Here is an 18,157-nt window from a genome sequence, read left to right on the forward strand (position 1 = left end):
TGGCGAAATCGGGTGTCTGCCTGCCAGCGGGTATTCAGGCGCAGCAGGCCGCGCCCGGGCGGTTGGGCATGGTGGCCAGCGCCTGGCGATCCTCGGCGAAGGGCGCCTGGGTCTTTACGCCCGCCGCGGTCTGCGTGATCACCCCGTGCACCCAGGCCGGGAGGTCGGGGTGCAGGCGGTAATACACCCAGAGCCCTGCCTTGCGGTCCTGCACGATCCCGGCCTTGCGCAGGTTGCCGAGGTGGTGCGAGACCTTGGGCTGGGGCAGGCCGAGGGCGTGGGTGAACTCGCAGACGCAGAGTTCGTCCTGCCCGGCCAGCAGGACGATGCAGCGCAGCCGTGTTTCATCGGCCAGGGCGCGCAGGTATCGATCAGCGGTTGCCATACAATATCGACCTTTTTAGATATAGTCTCGTGCGAGTATATCTAAACTGATCGATATGGCAAGCGTGCCGGCGGGTGAGGGCCTCAGGTGTCGCAACCGCGCGGCGGGTGGTCGCCGTTGTGGGGCTGGAGCGTGACGTGGTCGATGCCGAAGTCCTCCCCCGCGAGCTGCGTGAGGCGGCGGGCGAGCGCGGGCCATTGGTTGACGTCGTCCACGCGCACGTGGGCGCTCAAGGCCACGCGGCCGGCGGAGAGCTGCCAGATGTGCAGGTCGTAGACCTCGCGCACGCCCTCGATACCGGCCAGTCTGCGGCGCACCGCCTCCAGGTCCAGTGAGAAGGGCACGCCGTCGAGCAGGCTGTGCAGCGATTCGCGCAGCAGGCGCAGGCTGGAGAACAGGATCAGGGCGGCGATGAGCATGGCGAGCAGGGGGTCGACGGGCGTCCAGCCGGTGAAGGTGATGACCACGCCCGAGATCAGGGCGGCCACCGAACCGAGCAGGTCGCCCATGACGTGCAGCAGCGCCCCGCGCACGTTGATGTTCTCGTGCTCGCCCATCAGCATCCAGGCGACGACGATATTCACCACCAGGCCGATGGTCGCGACGATCATGACTGCCTGGCCGGTGACCGGCCGCGGTTCCAGTAGCCGGCCGACAGCCGAGGCGGCGATGCCGGCCACGAGGGCGATCATGAGCAGGGCGTTGAACAGCGCGGCGAGGATCTCCACCCGGCCGAGACCGTAACTGTGGCGCCTGGACGGGGGACGATGGGCCAGCCAGGCGGCCAGCGCGGCCAGCCCCAGGGCCGAGGCATCGGTGAGCATGTGGCCGGCGTCGCTGATGAGCGCCAGCGAGTTGGCCCACAGCCCGCCGACGACCTCGACCCCGGCGAACCCGAGCGTGAACAGCACGGCAAGGCCCAGGCGTTTGCCCGAGCGGTCGTGCGCGTGGCCGTGATGATGGTCACCCATGGCCTAACGATAGCGGATGTGATCCGCCGGGGTAACGCGCGTGAGGGGGCAGACGGCAGCGGCGGACGAGGCCCCAGGTCTCCTCGCGGGGCCGCAGGGGTATGGCCTCGAGGTCTTCTCTGCAGGCAAGCCTCTGCGAAAAGCCCCGGTCTTCAGCTCAGGAAAACGGTGTCTGCTCCGGCTCCGCCTCGGCGGGACTCGTCGCGCGCGTGGCCTCGATCAGGGTCGCAGCGAAGATCAGGGTCGCGCCGAACCATTCCATCGGTTCCAGTCGTTCCCCGGCGATGAGCATGGCGCTGCCTACCGCGGTGACCAGTTCCATGACGATCAGGATCGAGGCGCGCCCCGCCTCCATGTGGGTGACCCCCCACTGGGTGGCGGCGGTGGCCGCCATCAGCCAGATGCCGCCGTAGGCCGCTACCCAGAGCGTGTCCGGCACGAACAGCACCGTTTCCGGCTGTACGCCGGCGGCGAGCAACAGGGCGCCCATGCCGAAGCCGCCGAGCATCATGGCGGTGAGCTTGCTCGGCACCGGCACGTGCTGGTCGGCACGGAAGACGAGGTTGTTGCCGGCCAGTCCCATGCCGGCGGTGAGGGCCATGACGTCCACCCAGGTGATCGCGCCCTTGAGGGCCTCCACGCCGCCGAGCACGAAAAATGCGCCGGTCAGCGCCAGGGCCACGGCGAGCCAGCGGGCGAGATCGATGCGCTCGCCGAGGAAGATGCGGCCGCCGAGCACGCCCCAGGCAGGCAGGAGATAGAAGAGCACCATCACCCGCACCACCTCGCCGTAGATCATGGCCATGGCAAAGGCGAGGTTGGCATAGCCGCCGATCAGTGCGACGAGAATCAGGGGCGTGCGCCGGTCCAACCATTGGGCGCGCTGCCGGTAGAGGGCGGGCAGCAGCAGGAGTCCGGCCGTGCCGAAGGCGATGGTGGTCACGGCCACGCCCTCGAAGCCCAGGCCGTTGAGCCACTTGAGCGGCAGCCAGGTGAGCCCCCACAGCACGGAGCCAGTGAGCAGCACGATGATGGGCAGATGTGCGGGCGGCGGCGTACGCATGAGGACCTCGGTCTGGAAGCGTGGCCGCTATGCTAGCAGCTTGCCGCCATGAACTGCGCGAAGTGGGTGCGTTCGGTCTCGGCCATCCATAGGTTGAGCTCGTCGAGGTCGGCCACCGGCACCTGGCTGAAGGGCAGGTGGTGGAGATAACCGTCGGGACCGAACTCGGGCGTCATGGTGGCCACCTCGAACCCGCGGTCCCGCATGGCGCGCCACACAATGGTCCACCAGCGCTGGTGGGCCTGCAGGGCCTCGGCGTATTCGGGTGCTGCGGGGTGCGGGACCTGCGGACCCTGGTCATAGCCCACGCGGGCATGGATGTGGCGCACCTGGGGGGCAATGGCCTCGATCACGTCGAGCTCCGTGTCCATCAGGCGTTCGCAGACCACGCACCAGTGGCTGAAATCCACGGTCAGCTGCATGTCAGGCAGGGCCATGGCGATGCGATGCGTGGTCCAGGGGTTGAAGAGCGAGCGGCTGCGGTGGGTCTCGAAGCTGATGGGCAGCTCGAGGTCAGCGGCAAGGTCCATTGCAGAGCCAAGGAAGTCGATGCTCTGCGATTCCGCCCAGGCGTCGCAGCCGGCCAGGGAGGTGATGAAGCGCGGGTCGAGTTCGCGGCTCCGGGACAGGCGCTGCCCGAGCGAGGCGAGGTGCTCGGCGGGCGAGGCATGGCGGTCGGGCACGTAGCCGCCGGCCGTGCAGATCTCGGCGATGTAGTCGAGGCCATGCGTGGCCAGGGCCCGCCTGAACCGGCGCCGCTCGTCGGCGTCCTCGGGGGCCGGGCCCTCGATCCCGTCGAAGCCGGCGGCCGCGGCCGCCTCCACCGCTCCCACGTAGTCGCCGTCTAAGCCCCAGAGTGTCTTGTAGAGTTTCAGCTGCATGGCAGGGGCTCAGTGGGCGGTGAGGAAGGAGACGCCGACCACGCCGATGAACCCGGCCGGATCGGTGATGCGGCCATCGGGATCGTCGGCGTTGAGCACGCGGGCCACGCGGTGGCGGTGATAGGAGGCCAGCAGGCGGCTCACGGGCAGTACGCGGTCGGTCAGATAATCGCCGTAGAGCTGCCGGTGCAGGGCAGGCAGGCGGTACCATGGCTCGGTGGGTCGCGCGTGATGGGCGTTGTGGTAACCGAAATTGAGCGTCAGCAGGTTGAGCCACGGGTGGCGTGTCGATACCAGGTTGGAGTAGGTGTTGCGTTCCTCGTGGGCACGATCGAAGCGGACCTGAGCTGCGTCGCGGTCCCCTTCCAGCGTCTCGAACAGCGGGTAGGTGTGCTGGTGCACGTCCATGAAGCGCAACACGTGCAGGAACAGCAGGTACGCCAGTCCATGGAACAGCAGGGCCCAGGGGCTGACGGCGGCCAGCAGGGCGAAGAACAGGACGCGCGAGGCGAGCACCAGGACTACCCGGCGGCGGTTCGGGCGCCGGTTCGGCAGGACGAAGGGCAGGATCAGCACCAGCGCGTGCATCAGCAGGTCCACCGCCGGGACGTAGGTCCATTCCAGTGCCTGGATGGTGCGCAGCAGGCCCGGGTGGCGGTGCAGATGTCCGCGGAAGTCGAAGGCCACGATGTCGGCCCGGTCGACGTGGTGGCGAAAGTGCTTGTGGCGGATGCCATCGTAATCGCCATAGGCGCTGCCCACCAGCCAGCTCAGGATGGCGCCCAGGCGGGCGTTGAGGCGGTTGTCACGGAAGATGGTGTTGTGGGCGCACTCGTGCAGCAGGTAGGCGGCGATCACCAGGGCGTGCGCCAGCAGGAAGACGCCAGGCAGTACCAGCAGGATCGAGTCGCTGGTGATCAGCAACAGCCCGCCGGCGTAACCGGCTAGGCCATAGCCCAGGGCGAGTGTGTTTGGAACAAATCCGTCGTGATACCTCAGCAGGCGCGGCATATGGAGAGTCCGCGGGTCGTCCCGCATGGTGAGCCTGACCCGCCGGGTCGTCCCGCCGGATCGTGAGCGCACACGCGCTGTCTGGGGGGAAGGTCTCGCAAAGTACGTGCCAGCCGGTAACATGGCTGGGGCTGCGCGAGGCCGGGGGGAAGACCGGGTGTTTACGCACTGTAAGCGTGCGTTGGGTGCCTGGGTGCACCGTTTCGGCGTCTGATCCTGACGGGGATGGACTGCGGAGTGAAGCGGGGTGCCAGGGTGGGGTCGCTAGTAGCGCTACTGGCGCGGGCAGGTCGGCAGTAGCAGGCGGATGCGGCCACAGGCGGTGATGCTGATCACCTGAAAAACCCTGGAATCCGTGCCAATTCAGATACTTGGTCGGGGTCCAGGTCAGGCCCGAGAGGGTGGGGCCGGAGAGCAGAAGGAGGTCGGGGAGGTGTGGGGACTTGGCGTTCTGGTCTTGGGCGTAGGGAGTGCGGCCTTGATACTGCCATCCGGCACCTTCGGGCTTGAGTTTGCGTAGTGGTGGGTGGTTCGAGCAGGCCGCTATGCCTATACTGGCGAGCTTTGCCTGAGCAGAATGGGGTGTCTGCCTTTAACGGATTGTCAGTGTTTGACGCCCGTACCGGCTCGCCCTCAGCGTGTAGCGGATCAAGTATCAGAATGAGCGTAATTTCCTACACTTGTCTGGCTACGGGGTGCTCCGTTTGGCCGGGATATTTGTACGCCTGGTTTCTGGCACGGAAGAAGATGTTGGTTCGCGTGTCCAGATGGGGTTGCGCTGAGCCAGCGTGAGAGCGTCTTCCGCATATTCTGTAATGATAAAGGAATTGTTGAGACATGAGTATGTACACGCGTGAGAACCCAAGTCCTGAATACCTTGAAATGGTCAGGATGTACGAGACATTGCATGAAGAGGGTGAGGCGTCAGCAGGCAAGTCGGCCAAGCAGACCTTTCCCGGAAAGATGCTAATCAGGCATGCGCCTGGAATAAAAGAGATGATTGATCGTACCGGTGCGAAGACGATCCTGGATTATGGTGCTGGCAAGGGGCTGGGATATACATTGAAAGATGTTCAGTTAACCAAGTCCCTTAAGGTCGCCAGTATCCAGGATTACTGGGACGTCGACGAGATTCGTTGCTATGACCCGGGTTATGAGCCATTTAGCGAATTGCCGACTCAGCAGTATGACGGTGTCATAAGCACCGATGTGCTGGAGCATATTACCGAGCCTGATGTGCCGTGGGTGATAGATGAGATGTTCTCGCTCGCTCGCAAGTTTGTTTACGCCAATATCGCATGTTATCCGGCTGTGAAGTTGCTGCCCAATGGGCAGAATGCGCATTGCACAGTGCGCCCCCCCCAGTGGTGGGCGGGTGTCGTTCATGCCATTGCAATGCGGCACACTGGTGTTTCGTATCGTCTGATCATGTCAACGGCAACGGGGCCGAGGAAGAAATTCGGTTTCGCCAAGAATCGAAAGAAGGTTTATCACACCGTGGAGAGGATGGTGTGAGTGCCATTCGCTTTCTGTGCTCAGGGTTTTGAGGGAAGCTTCATCTCCTCGTCAGCCCTGTTGAACTCGGTCCGAAGGGTGTTCTTTGTTGATACTGAAGTACGGCGAGAAGGCCATCGCGATGCCCGCGAAGAAGATCCAGTAGAAACGCCAGTCATAGTTAATGACGCGGTAGTTCCCCATCGCTACTACAAAATGTAGTGCCAGACAGATAAGGACAAACAAGAAAACATCCTTTGGTAGCGAGCCATTCCGTGTGGCTGCGATCATGTCCCTGAAAAGAGATGCTACCAGTGCGATCCCAATCAAGGCCCCTATCAGGCCAAATCGCAGCAAGGTTTCCGGGTAGGCGCTATGCAGGTCATTAAAGAGCTTGAAGCTGTCAGGTGCGCAGCACTGTATGAGCATCTTGCTTGATCCGGGGCCCCAGCCGAAAAATGGCCTTTCGGCCCACATCTCGAAACCGAATTCGATCATGTTAACTCTAATCCCGATCGACTTGACGCTGCCTGCTTCGTGCGTTGATGGGATAGATTCTATTTCTCCCTCGACTAGCTGGTTCCAGGTCTCGGCTTCTGTTGTCAGTCTGTTCTGAATTGTCTGGTATTGGAAGGCTGCGAATATCAGTGCGATGATCGAAATTGAGATGGCCAATAGCGCCAGTGATCGGCGCGACATTATTCCGAGCCTCCATGCCATGAAAGCAGTGAAGGCTATGAAGGCAGGTGCGATCAGCCACACGGACCGTGACTGAGAAATGACAATAAACTGAATTATGATCGCCAGTGACAAGAGCCAGATGAGCATTGCCGTGCGATTGCCTGGGGCGACGAGCCGCGGAAAGAAAATGAGCAGCCCAAGCATGGCCGCAAATGCGTACTGTCCCATCGGTATCGCGGTGGGGAATCCAAGCGCATGGCGAGTTGACCACCATTGTTGGGACGTGCTGATCAGATCGGGCAGATTAACGAATCGCCCGATGAAGAATCCCGCTATGGCCAGCACGATAGTAGGCCATAAATAGTTCGCGTTAGTGCGGAGTGCCAGCGCAAACAATAGGAAACCGAAGAGGTAGATGTGGCGCGCGCCTTCCTCGATCATCAGTAGGGCATGTTCTCGAAACTCCAGCGAGAAGTAGAGCATGCTGAGCGCAATGTAGGCGATCAACGTCAGGGAGAGGATGCCAGTCGGAGATCTCGTCAGGCAGCGAGATGTTTGTCTCCAATTGATAATTGCGCCCAGGAGCAGGAAAGCCAGGCCGACAACGGCGATCTCCCGGAACGACCATACGCCGAAGGAAAATAGGAGAATACCTAATTTCTGAAGGATCTCGGATTTCGGCTGAGGCGAGCGCAGGTCTGTGAGGATGTTGTTGTGTAATAACGAGTTCATGTTTCTCAATTGCGGTCCGGCTAGATCCGGTTTGACGGTTGGCTGCATCCGCTTTGGGGGTGATGTCTAAACGGCTCCGGGCGGCATTGTCGGGGCAGGGGTGGGTAGGTCCTGCCAGGCGGCAGTGTAGTCGATGCGCTGCTCCTATTCCACGGTCCCCGGTGGAATTTATGGCTGGCTACGCATATGATTGGGCGCACATTAAAATGCCATGTTGTGATGCCCCTTATGCCGAATCAGTTAGCTGTATTTGCGGCCTCCCTGCCTCAAATCTCCAGGACGCTACGCCTGAAGGTGAGCGTCTGGGGGCTGAAGAAGTGGGCCAGGTTGACCAGGCGGCATCTGGATGACCATGTGGCGGCGGAGCGAAGGTTGCGGGGCAAGGACCAGCTGGACAGGCTTCGCCGTGCCGATGTTGTGGTCGTGTCGTTCGGCAAGAGCGGGCGAACCTGGCTGCGGGTGATGGTTTCCCGGCTGTATCAGCAGATGCACGATTTGCCGGAAGACGCCCTGCTCGGCTTTGACAACTTCCATAACATGAATAAGGCCATCCCCCGTGTCTTCTTTACCCACGACAACTACATCGGCGACTACACCGGGCACAAGGACAGCAAGGTCGATTTCTACGGCAAGAAAGTCGTGCTGCTGGCACGGGACCCGCGTGACGTGGCGGTCTCGCAGTTCTTCCAGTGGATGTACCGCATGAAGCCGGAGAAGAAGCTTCTAAACGAGTATCCCCCACATGGTACGGAACTTTCCCTCTTCGACTTCGTGATGCATCCGGGCGGTGGCATGCCGAAGGTGATCGATTTCATGAACCTATGGGCCCGGGAGATGGGGAACGTAAAGGACATCTGCGTGATCCGCTACGAGGACATGCGTGCCGAACCGGAGAAGACGCTGGCCAAACTGGCCGAGTTCATGGAAATGGGCGCCGCTGATGCGCAGATCCGCGAGGCGGTGGAGTATGCATCGTTCGAGAGCTTGAAGAAGAAAGAGGCTGCAGGGAGTTTCCGTCTCGGCGGCGGTCGTATGATGCCAGGGGACAAGAACAACCCGAATAGCTACAAGGTGCGTCGGGCCAAGGTAGGTGGCTACCGAGACTACTTCGAGGATGAACAGGTGCGGGCCATCGACGAGTTGATGGAGTCGACCCTCGACCCGGTGTACGGGTACCGGGCCTCGGAGCCTGTTGAAAAATAAAGAGTTATCTGGCTCTGCGCGCTAGGGCCGGTGCCAATTCAATGCGCGGTACGGGACGTCATCCAGCCGCTTCAATTCTGGCGGGCATGGCCCGCCCTGTTGGCGACCCTCCGCAGAACTTCCTGGATTTTTTCGCTCTCGGTCAGTTTGCCTTGGCCAGCGGCGGGGTGCGGTCCAGTACCTCGAAGGCGTCGTGGCGGATGTGGTCCTTCTGCATCTCGTCGCGCAGTCTGGCCTCGGTGACGATGCCCTCGTCCAGGCATTCCTTCAGCAGTCCGAAGAACAGGGCTTCCTGGTTGGGGTCCGGGTGCGGCTGGTATCTGCCGGCCAGGCCGTAGTCGCCGAACAGGGCGCGGCGGGCGCGGCGTAGCCAGTGCTTGGGCGGGAACAGGCGGAATTTGTCGGCGGCGCGGAAGTCCACCGGCAGCCCGGTCTTCCAGGGCTGGGTCTTGCGCTTGGTGGTGTGCAGCATCTTCGTGCCGGCGTCGAGGTGGTCGAGGTCGTTCCACTGCTTTTCGAGCAGGCCGATGGTGTCCGGGTCCTCGTACTTGAGGCAGACCCAGCCCATGTAGTCGCGGGTGCCCTCGAACATGGCGTTGAACTGTTCCTCGAACTTCCAGTGGCTGAGTCGGGCGTTGTCCAGCAGCATGACGCTGGTCGCCATGCAGCCCTTCTTGCCCTTGGCCAGGTCCTTGGGGCGACAGCAGATCGCCTTGCCTTCCATGTCGCGCGAGAACAGCTCCCACACGTCGCCCACGGCGAAGACGTCCGGGTCGATGACGACAGAGCGACCCTCAAAGCCCATCAGCTCGGGCGGCATGAAGCGGGTGGGGGTGAAGGATTGCAGGTCGTCCCGGACCCAGGGGCGCCATTCGCCGTCCCGCAGGTAGAGCTGGCCCTCGCGCGACCGGAGTATCGGGAAGTCGTCATAGTGCATGATGCGGATGTCGAAGCGCTCGTTGTGTTTCGAGTTGCGGCGCAGCGCATGCTGTGCGACCAGGGCGCCAACGTACTGCTTGTCGTTGGTCTGGATGAAGACGCAGTGGTCCATGCAGGGGTCCTCGAGGTTGCTGCCACCGTAAGTGCGCGCATTTTACCGGGCCCATCGGGGTAAGCCAACGCGAGTCGCGTTCTGGTTGAGCCAGATCAATACCCGGCCTCCTTTCTGGCGAGGTGGCAAAATGCGTATAATTTCGGCCTATTCTTCCGCCCGTTTTCGTTTTTTCAAAGGACTGGTCTTGGCGCAAGCGCAACCTGCATCTCCACGTATCTGGCTGGTCCTCGGCGACAAGCGCGGCGACAACGGCCAGGTGGAGGTGATCGCCGAGGCCCTGTCGCGGCGTTTCGGCTGGTTCAGCGAGTGGCATCACGTGGAGATGCTGCCGAAATACGTGCTGGGCAAGCCGCGCCCCGGCCCCACCCTGCACCATATCGACCGCGAGCGTTCCGATCCGCTGGCGCCGCCCTGGCCGGACCTGATCCTGACCTCCGGACGCCGGCCGGCCAACGTGGCGCTGTGGATCAGGAAGCAGTCCGGCGGGCGCAGCCGCATCGTGCTGGTGGGCCGGCCGGCCGGCTTCCTGTTCCATTATCAGTCGCGCTTCGATCTCATCATCACCAGCGCCGAGACCATGCCGGCGCCCTTCCCCAACGTCACGCACATCAGTCTGCCGCTCATGCGGGTCGACGAGGCGCGCCTGGATGCGGGTCGGCGGGAATGGCAGGCGGCGTTTTCCGCGCTGCCCCGGCCACTGGTCGTGTTCCTGATCGGCGGGCCGACGCGCCCCTTCGTCTATGACGACGCGGTGCTGGACCGGCTGTGCGTGCGCGTCGGGCAGGTGGTGGCGGCCGGCGGCACGCCGTATCTCGTCACCTCGCGGCGCACGCCCGCGGATTATGCGGCGCGGCTGAAGGCGGCGCTGCCCGAGGCGGCGCGATTCTACGACTGGCGCAATCCGGAGGGGGAGAACCCCTATGCCGGTTTGCTGGCGCTGGGGGACCGGTTCGTCGTCACGGGCGACAGCATCTCGATGATGGTGGAGGTGGCCAAGCTGGGCCGCCCGCTCGAGATCCTGCCCTTGCCCACCAGCCTGGTCGGCGGGCTCGACCAGGCACGACGCCGGCTCGCCGTGTGGCTGTTCCAGCCGGCCCGCAACAACGGCGCCGGTGAACGGCTGCGCATCGCCCTGGCCCGCGGGCTGTATCATGCCCGCCTCATGCAGCAGGCGCGGCATTTTCCACGGTTTCACCAGCGGCTGGTCGACGAGGGACTGGCGAGCTGGATCGGCGAGGGCGGTGACGAGCCGCGCTCCAGCGCGGACGGGGTGGCACGTGTGCTGAGCCAGGGTGAGCGGGACCTGGCACGCATCACGGATCGCATCGCCAGGCTGTTTCAGGCCTGATTCATTTCGCCGACCTATCATGGCCCACATGTCCGAACATCATCCCCTTTTCGCCGCAAGACGCCGCACCGGCCTGTTGGCAGCAGCGCTCTTCGCCTCGGTGCTGGGTGCGTCCTCCGCACTGGCCGATGCGGCGAGTACGTCGTCTCTGCCGGACCTGAAGGCCGTCGGTTGGCAGTCCCTGGGCTATTCGCGCGCCAACATCTGGGCCTCGGTGTCGTCGCGTATCGCCCTGCACGAGTTGCCTGCCTCGTCCCTGCCGGCCGGCGGCCTGCCGCAGGGTCAGGGGGCATCTCAGGGCGCATCTCAGGGGCTGTCGCCGGCCGGCGGGCAGATGCTGCTCCTGCAGGCGGATAGTCAGGCGGCCTCCAATCGCGAGCGACTCTCGGTCTGGTTCGACCCGCTGGCCGAGACCCTGTTGCAGCGCTGCCGCGTGGCCTATGGCCGTAGCGACAGCCGTGCCCAGTGCTATCGCTACGGGGATGCCACGGTGTGGCGGGAGCGCCGCGAGCGCAGCGGTAATGGCGGTCCCGACGAGCCGGAGTGGGTGCAGGGCGGCGCGAAGACGGCCGTCGTTCCGGACTGGACGGTGTCCAGCCGGGTCAGGTTGTCACGACCCGCCGCCATACCGGCCGATGCCGGTCTGGTCTCGCCGATGCTGCTCCTGCCGCTGGCGAGCGCGGCCCCGCTGGAGACGCGCGGCGACAGCCAGACCGTCTACGTGCACACGGACCAGGACTTCTTCCGTGTCACCCTGCGGGTGCAGGGACGTGAGACCGTCGATGTGGAATATCGGCAGACGGCCATGGATGGCACGACACGCAAGATCGTCGGCCCGGTCCGGGTCCTGGTCGTCGAGGTCGAGCCCCATGCCGTGGGCACCGCCCGGGAGCCCTTCACCCTGCTCGGCATGTCCGGGCCACTGCAGCTCCTGCTCGATCCGGCGACCCGCGTGCCGTTGGCCGTGCGTGGCGAGGCCCCCTGGGTCGGCGCCACCGAGCTGCGCCTGGACAGCGTGCGACTCGCCCGATGACACGGCCTGGGAACGTCGTCGCAACGCGGGTGGCGCTGATCAGCAACCCGGGCAGCGGCAACAACCGCAGGGCGCTGGACCGGGTCAGTGCGCGCCTGGCCGCCTGGCCGCAGCTCGCACACCATATCACCCGCTCTCCCGCCGAGGCCGAGGCCCTGGTCCCGCGCCTGGCCGCGGAGGACGTGGAGGTGGTCGCCATCAATGGCGGCGACGGCACCATCGCCGCCCTGGTGGGCATGATCCTGCACCACTGGCCCGCCGATCGCCTGCCGCTGATCCTCGTGCTCCCCGGCGGTACCGCCAACATGACGGCGGGTGACGTCGGCCTGGCGGCCTCGCATCGTCGCGCCTGGCGGCGCTTCTACCGCTGGCTGGCGCAGGACTGCCCGCTGGACGGCCGAGTCATCGAGCGCCACATCATGCGCGTGGAGGGGGCCCGGGACGGACAGCGACGCTATGGCATGTTCCTCGGCACCGGTGCGATCATGCAGGCCACGCAGTATGCCCACAGCGCGGTGCATTCGCGCGGGCTGGGGGGCGAGATCAGTCTCGGCCTGATCCTGATTCGCGCCCTCTGGGGGCTGGTCCGGCAGGATCCCCGCTTCTACCAGCCCACCCGGGTGCGCATGCGGCTGCAGACGGGCGAGGATGACCCGCTCGAGCGGGACGAGGCCCCGATGCTGATCCTGGTGGCGAGCACCCTGGGGCGTCTCTTTCTGGGCATTCGCCCGTTCTGGTCGACACGGCCCGGCGCCCTGGGGCTGACGGCCATCCAGGCCGGTGCCGCGCGGTTCTCGCGCAGCATCCTCTCGGTGCTGCGCGGGCGGCCCAACCGCCATGCCACGCCTGAAAACGGCTACGAGAGCCTGCGTGCCGATCGTGCCGAGCTGTGGTTCGACGGCGAGCTCAACCTGGACGGCGAACTCTTCGCCACCGCCGCCGACCGGCCGCTGGTGGTGACGGCAGAAGGCCCGGTGCGCTTCCTGCGCCCGCGTTGAGCGGCATAGGGCGGGCCATGCCCGCCGTTATTTTTAGGCGTGTGAAAATCACTTCTTGCCAGAAGCTGGGCGGGCGGCGGCCGCGGGTCGTCCACATGGGAGAGGGCCAGGGGTGTTGCAGGCGCAGGGCCTCTGGCCCACCCCTGGCCCACGAAGGCCCGTAGCCTGTATCCTGCTCCCCCGGCTTCTCGAACAAGGCTTGCCCGATCCCCATGACCGGCCCGCAGTCATCCCCGCCCGATTATCCTGTCGTCGACGGCCCGACGCCGGCCGACTCGGCCCCGCTGCGCGCCCTGGTCGAGGCCCTGGAACGGCGCTTCGGCGACGCCCTGCAGGCGGTGGTGCTGTACGGCTCCTGCCTGCGCAGCACCGACCTGCTCGATGGCCTGGTGGACCTCTACGCCCTGGTGGACGACTACGCCCGCGCAGAACCCCATGCGGGACTGCGGCTCGGTGTGCGCCTGCTGCCGCCGAACGTCTATTACCTGGAGGCCCCCGTGGGGGAGGCCACCGTGCGCTGCAAGTACGCGGTGCTGAGTCTGGCCCATTTCGAGCGTGGCACCAGCCGGGCCTGGTTCCAGTCCTACCTCTGGGGTCGCTTCGCCCAGCCGGTGAAGGTGGTGTACAGCCGCGAGCCGGCGGTGGAGGCCCGTCTGCAGGCGGCCTGTGTGCAGGCCGGCGAGACCCTGCTGCGCCGGGCCATTCCGGCGTTGCCGCCCGAGGGGCGGCTCGACGCCCTGTGGGCGGGCGCGCTGGCACTGAGCTATGCCACCGAGCTGCGTTCCGAGCGCCGGGGGCGGGCCGCCGAGCTGGCCGGTCACGGGCAGGGCTTCTACGCGGCCCTGACCCCTGTGCTCATCCCGCGCCTGGGCGGTCTGCTGGCGCTGGAGGAAGGCGGTGACGGCCTGCGTTACCGCTCCCGTGCCAGCGCCGCCTCGCGCCGCCTCGCGTCGCTGCTCTGGTGGCTGCGACGGGTGCAGGGCAAGACCCTCTCCATGGCCCGGCTGATCAAGGGGCTGTTCACCTTCGAGGGCGGACTCGACTACCTGGCCTGGAAGCTCACCCGGCACTCCGGGCAGGTGGTCGAGATCCCGGACAAGGTGCGCCGCCGGCCGCTCATCCACATCTGGGGACTGTTCTGGCAGCTGTACCGGCGCGGGGTGTTCCGCTAGCCCGGATTGCTTGACCTGTGTCATGACACCGGTGGCGGGGATACTGTATGATTTGCGCGCAGGTAAACAGCCAATCGGCAGGCCAATCATCATGAAGCACGCGGTATTCATCCAGACCAACCACAAGCAGATCGTCGGCGCCATCGTGGCCGAGCACGCCCTGCGCCGGTACTCCACGCACAACGACCAGTTCGACGTGCGCATCATGGACACCCGCGACTATCCCTTCTTCAAGGCACGCGAGGGGCAGAGCTATCTGCGTGACGGCGTGCAGCGCGTCTGGCTGAACGACGACCTGCAGTCCTTCACCCCCACCCGCTTCATGCCCCCGGAGCTGATGGGCTACGAGGGCCGCGCGGTGGTGATCGACCCCGACATCTTCGCCTGCACCGATATCTGGGAACTGCTGGACCGCGACATGCAGGGCAAGTCCATCATGTGCCGCATGCGTTCCGGCCCCAAGGGCTATATCGACCGCTGCTACGCGAGCAGCGTGATGCTGCTGGACTGCGCCAAGCTCACGCACTGGAAGGTCGAGGAGCAGTTCAATGCCATGTTCGACGGCGACTTCGACTACCAGCCCTGGGTCTGCCTGAAGAACGAGGATCCCGAGAGCATCGGTTTCTTCGAGAAGGAGTGGAACGACTTCGACAGCTTCTCGCCGAATACGAAGATGCTGCACACCACCCGGCGCAAGACCCAGCCCTGGAAGACCGGGCTGCCCATCGACTGGCGTCCGGCCGAGCGCTTCCGTCTGTTCCCGCCCGCGGCCTGGATCCTGCGCGCGCGCCGTCACATCTTTGGTGAGTACGGGCTGCTCGGCAAGTACAAGGAGCACCCGGACCGGAACCAGGAGGTCTTCTTCTTCGGCCTGCTCAAGGAATGCGTCGAACAGGGCAAGATCAGCGAGGAATTCCTGCGTGAGGAGATGGCCAGGAACCACGTGCGCCACGACGCCTTCGAGGTGCTGGAGCGCACGCCGGCCCTGCCCGCCGCGCCGGCCCATCCGCTGAGCGCGCAGCGCCTGGACAGTGCGGCCTGAGGCCAAGCACCACACCGTCCATGAAAGAGGCCCGGCAATGCCGGGCCTCTTGCGTTCGGACTACGGTTCCTGTGTCGTGGTGGCGCCGGTAAAGAGCGCGCGGATGCGCGCGGCCGCGCGCTGTGCCTCGTCCGGTGCGTCACACGCACGTGCCCAGTCCTCGCCGCCGGCGATCAGCCCGGGCGCATCCTCCAGCCAGCGTGCCTTGCCCTCCTGCACCAGCGCCGCCTGGATGCGCGAAACATCCCGGCGCATGCGCCGGGGCGCCAGGTGCATGGCCAGACGGTGGCTCAGGGGCTTGTGGCGGAAGTTGTGCGGCTGCCGCCACCAGGGCCCGGGCGGATCGCCCGGGTCGAACAGGTACAGCGGCCGCCCCAGTGCGCTGGCCTCGGTCAGCATGGACATGCTCTCGCCGGTGACGACGAAGCGGTCGGCCAGCCCCAGGTAGGCGAGGTACGGGTTTTCCTGCGCGCCGTCCCGCGCGTGCCACCAGTAGGCCTCGGCCGGTACGTCCAGGGCCGCGCGAAAGGCCTCGGCCACGGCGGGCGGCGTGCGCGGACTGTCCGTGACCAGCACCGAGCCGCCGGTCTGCGCGACCAGTCGATTCACGCCCGCGGCCAGGCGTCGGCCCTTCTCGGGGGTGAAGACGAAGGGGCCGCTGTCGCCGCCGATCAGCACCGTGGTATAGGGGCGCGGCAGGTGCGCGAGCCGTGGGGCCAGCGTCTGTGCCGCGCTGGCCGCGCGTTCGCGCGTGATGCGATGCAGCGGCAGGGCGTTGTGCAGCACGTTGGTCTGCCGTGGCAGGAAGTACTGCGGGGTGGTGACGATCAGGTCGTAGCAGGCCAGCGGCGCCCAGGGGCGGCCGATGTGCACCAGTCGCGTCCGGTTGCCGGATTGTCTGCGAATCCAGCGGGCCACGGGCTCGTTGCGCCGGCCGGCGCTGATCACGAGATCGGGCCAGGGCGGGGCGAGGGGGCTGGAGGCGCTGCGGTCGATGCCGGCCAGGGTGGTGCCGAGCAGGAGATGGGGGGCGAGCTCCCAGCTGCGGGCGAGGATGCGCTTTTCCTCGAAGGGCCAGCCGAGGGCCTCGGCCAGGGCCAGTACCTGATTGTTGTCACCGGCCTTTCTGCCCAGCAACACCCAGACCTGTTTTTCCATCGCTGCCGGTTCGATCCGCTGACCTGAGGTGGGCGGGTTGCCCCTGAAAAACCTGTGTTATGATACGCGCCCTGTCCGGGGGGCGAAAGCGGCCGGGCCGGCCGATTGCCGGCTGTGTGTCATGCAGCGCTGTTGCCCGCCGATTTTCCGCCACCGACGTCCGCGCCGCCTATGTCCGACATGTCCTTCAAAGCCATCAGCGCCCTCGTGCTGCGCCACCTGGTGCTGGGGCTGCTGTTCTTCCTGCCGCGCTCGCGGCATGTGGCGCTGGAGCGCTGGCTGCGCGGCAAGGAGGAGCATCGCCTGCTCCGGGCCGCCGACTGGGTCCTGCTGTCCTATGGCAAGAGCGGGCGCACCTGGTTTCGCGTGATGGTGTCGCGCTTCTATCAGCTGCGCAACGATCTGCCCACCGACCACCTGCTCGAGTTCGACAACTATCACCGGCTCGACCGGTCGGCGCCGAAGGTGCTGTTCACCCACAACAACTATATCCGCGACTACGTCCACGACCGGGACAGCCTGGACTACTACCGCGGCAAGAAGACGGTGCTGCTGGTGCGCGACCCGCGTGACGTGGCCGTCTCGCAGTACTTCCAGTGGCGCTATCGCATGCGCCCGCGCAAGAAGCTGATCAACAACTACCCGCTGCATGGCAGCGAGGTGTCGATCTACGACTTCGTCTGCAACCCGCACTGCGGTATCCCCGCGATCGTCGCCTATCTCAACGTGCTCGCCGATGCCATGCAGACCATGGGCGAGGATGTGCTGATGGTGCGTTACGAGGACCTGCGCCAGGATGCGGCGTCGGTGCTGCGACAGGTCTTCGATTTCGTCGGCACGCCGGGCAGCGAGGAGCAGATCGCGGCGGCGGTCGAGTACGCGGCCTACGAGAACATGAAGAAGCTCGAGGCCGGCAAGGACCTGCGGGGAACCGGGCAGCGCGTGAAGCCGGGTGACAGCAGCAACCCGGACTCCTTCAAGGTCAGGCGTGGGAAGGTGGGTGGCTATCGGGATTATTTCACGCCCGAGCAGACCGCGGTGATCGACGCCATGGTGGACGAGCACCTGCGGCCGGTCTTCGGCTACACGCAGGCAGGCTGAGGCCGCTCAGCCTTTCTGTTTCGCCCCGTGTGCGGCCGAGCTGGCGTACTGCTGCACCAGCTGGTAGTCCGCCACCGAGTCCACGTCCACCGCGGCATTGGCGTAGGGCAGGATCACCACGCCCAGGCGTAGCCCGAGCTTGCGCGACAGGCGCGCGAGCGCATCCTCCAGCGTCAGGCGTCCCATCCGGTAGCGAATCACCGCCGAGAGTCCCAGCAGGCGGATGACCACCAGCGGTTTCTTGCGATCCTTCTCCACGCGTCGCCAGAAGTCGGCCACGCGCCGGCCGTCCGCCGTCATGAAGGCGAACAGGTTGCAGCCGCAGTAGTTGCCATCGCGAAAGCGCAGGACGGTCTTCTTCAGGTCGGGGTAGGTGCTCTTCACCAGCTCATAGGGTGCGAGGCCGATGACCACGTCGCAGCCGGTGGCGGCACTGTCGCTGCAGAAGCGGTCAACGATTTCGCTGGTGAGCAGCGGGTGGTCGGCCGTGGTGAGCAGTACCGGCCGTCTCTCGGGGAAGCGGCGCAGCATGTGATCGGCGCTGGTGCTGGGTGTGCCCGCGGCCGGTGCCCAGCCGACGCGTTGCTGCGTGACGAGTTCTGCGAGCTTTGTGTCGGCCTTCACGCAGTCCTCGGTCGGGCCACTGAGGTCGATGGAGTCGATGCTGGCAGCGCCTTCCAGGGCCTGGATGACGCGGCGGATCATGCTGGCGCCACCGATGTCGATGAGCGCCTTGCAGGCGACGCCGGAGTGGTCACGCAGGGCATCGCGCTGCGTTCTCTCGCCGGCAAGAATCACGGAGGCGAAGGCGGGCATGTCGGTCGTCGGGG

At 65.4% G+C, this 18,157-nt stretch carries 17 protein-coding genes; 8 read left to right on the forward strand and 9 right to left on the reverse strand.

Annotated features, from left to right (window positions below):
* Positions 1-34: 34 nt before the first annotated feature.
* The 5 genes from HUJ28_12065 to HUJ28_12085 form a co-directional block, all read right to left on the reverse strand.
* On the reverse strand, positions 35-385 hold the full coding sequence (locus HUJ28_12065; protein ID MBD3620196.1) for a metalloregulator ArsR/SmtB family transcription factor: 351 nt from the start codon (positions 383-385) through the stop codon (positions 35-37).
* 83 nt (positions 386-468) lie between these two features.
* Positions 469-1,356 carry a cation transporter gene (locus HUJ28_12070; GenBank protein MBD3620197.1) on the reverse strand — a complete coding sequence of 296 codons (888 nt, stop codon included), beginning with the start codon at positions 1,354-1,356 and terminating at the stop codon, positions 469-471.
* A 157-nt stretch (positions 1,357-1,513) separates the two neighbouring features.
* Entirely contained in the window at positions 1,514-2,419 is a 906-nt protein-coding gene (locus HUJ28_12075; protein ID MBD3620198.1) for a DMT family transporter, read from the reverse strand.
* A gap of 32 nt (positions 2,420-2,451) precedes the next feature.
* The gene (locus HUJ28_12080; protein ID MBD3620199.1) at positions 2,452-3,300 is read right to left on the reverse strand and encodes a sugar phosphate isomerase/epimerase; all 849 of its coding nucleotides are present in this window, start codon (positions 3,298-3,300) and stop codon (positions 2,452-2,454) included.
* Positions 3,301-3,309: 9 nt separating this feature from the next.
* Entirely contained in the window at positions 3,310-4,311 is a 1,002-nt protein-coding gene (locus HUJ28_12085; GenBank protein MBD3620200.1) for a fatty acid desaturase, read from the reverse strand.
* A gap of 837 nt (positions 4,312-5,148) precedes the next feature.
* Between HUJ28_12085 and HUJ28_12090 the strand changes: the two genes are divergently transcribed.
* A complete protein-coding gene (locus HUJ28_12090) occupies positions 5,149-5,826 on the forward strand; it encodes a class I SAM-dependent methyltransferase (GenBank protein ID MBD3620201.1) in 678 nt (225 codons plus the stop codon).
* 51 nt (positions 5,827-5,877) lie between these two features.
* On the opposite strand, the gene HUJ28_12095 is transcribed toward HUJ28_12090, so the two are convergent.
* Entirely contained in the window at positions 5,878-7,218 is a 1,341-nt protein-coding gene (locus tag HUJ28_12095; protein ID MBD3620202.1) for an O-antigen ligase family protein, read from the reverse strand.
* Between the two features lie 228 nt (positions 7,219-7,446).
* Here HUJ28_12095 and HUJ28_12100 point away from each other — a divergent pair, with 228 nt between their 5' ends.
* Positions 7,447-8,421, forward strand: a complete 975-nt coding sequence (locus HUJ28_12100; GenBank protein ID MBD3620203.1) for a sulfotransferase domain-containing protein — start codon at positions 7,447-7,449, stop codon at positions 8,419-8,421.
* Between the two features lie 142 nt (positions 8,422-8,563).
* On the opposite strand, the gene HUJ28_12105 is transcribed toward HUJ28_12100, so the two are convergent.
* Positions 8,564-9,472 carry a hypothetical protein gene (locus HUJ28_12105; GenBank protein MBD3620204.1) on the reverse strand — a complete coding sequence of 303 codons (909 nt, stop codon included), beginning with the start codon at positions 9,470-9,472 and terminating at the stop codon, positions 8,564-8,566.
* Positions 9,473-9,602: 130 nt separating this feature from the next.
* Here HUJ28_12105 and HUJ28_12110 point away from each other — a divergent pair, with 130 nt between their 5' ends.
* The 5 genes from HUJ28_12110 to HUJ28_12130 all read left to right on the forward strand — a co-directional run bounded on the left by HUJ28_12110 (position 9,603) and on the right by HUJ28_12130 (position 15,068).
* Positions 9,603-10,823 carry a mitochondrial fission ELM1 family protein gene (locus tag HUJ28_12110; GenBank protein ID MBD3620205.1) on the forward strand — a complete coding sequence of 407 codons (1,221 nt, stop codon included), beginning with the start codon at positions 9,603-9,605 and terminating at the stop codon, positions 10,821-10,823.
* A gap of 28 nt (positions 10,824-10,851) precedes the next feature.
* Entirely contained in the window at positions 10,852-11,856 is a 1,005-nt protein-coding gene (locus HUJ28_12115; GenBank protein MBD3620206.1) for a hypothetical protein, read from the forward strand.
* Complete coding sequence (locus HUJ28_12120) at positions 11,853-12,854, forward strand: kinase (GenBank protein MBD3620207.1); 1,002 nt, start codon at positions 11,853-11,855, stop codon at positions 12,852-12,854. Before HUJ28_12115 ends, HUJ28_12120 begins: the two co-directional genes overlap by 4 nt.
* Positions 12,855-13,066: 212 nt before the next feature.
* Positions 13,067-14,026: a hypothetical protein gene (locus HUJ28_12125; protein ID MBD3620208.1), complete on the forward strand. Its 960-nt coding sequence runs from the start codon at positions 13,067-13,069 to the stop codon at positions 14,024-14,026.
* Positions 14,027-14,117: 91 nt separating this feature from the next.
* Positions 14,118-15,068 carry a hypothetical protein gene (locus HUJ28_12130; GenBank protein ID MBD3620209.1) on the forward strand — a complete coding sequence of 317 codons (951 nt, stop codon included), beginning with the start codon at positions 14,118-14,120 and terminating at the stop codon, positions 15,066-15,068.
* A gap of 60 nt (positions 15,069-15,128) precedes the next feature.
* Here the strand turns inward: HUJ28_12130 and HUJ28_12135 are convergent, their stop codons facing one another.
* Positions 15,129-16,202 carry a mitochondrial fission ELM1 family protein gene (locus HUJ28_12135; GenBank protein ID MBD3620210.1) on the reverse strand — a complete coding sequence of 358 codons (1,074 nt, stop codon included), beginning with the start codon at positions 16,200-16,202 and terminating at the stop codon, positions 15,129-15,131.
* A gap of 195 nt (positions 16,203-16,397) precedes the next feature.
* Here HUJ28_12135 and HUJ28_12140 point away from each other — a divergent pair, with 195 nt between their 5' ends.
* Positions 16,398-17,327 (forward strand): sulfotransferase domain-containing protein, encoded by a 930-nt coding sequence (locus HUJ28_12140; GenBank protein ID MBD3620211.1) that lies wholly within the window; start codon positions 16,398-16,400, stop codon positions 17,325-17,327.
* 6 nt (positions 17,328-17,333) lie between these two features.
* On the opposite strand, the gene HUJ28_12145 is transcribed toward HUJ28_12140, so the two are convergent.
* The gene (locus HUJ28_12145; protein ID MBD3620212.1) at positions 17,334-18,143 is read right to left on the reverse strand and encodes an NTP transferase domain-containing protein; all 810 of its coding nucleotides are present in this window, start codon (positions 18,141-18,143) and stop codon (positions 17,334-17,336) included.
* Positions 18,144-18,157 lie beyond the last annotated feature (14 nt).

It is taken from the genome of Chromatiales bacterium, assembly GCA_014762505.1.
Classification (GTDB): domain Bacteria; phylum Pseudomonadota; class Gammaproteobacteria; order SpSt-1174; family SpSt-1174; genus SpSt-1174.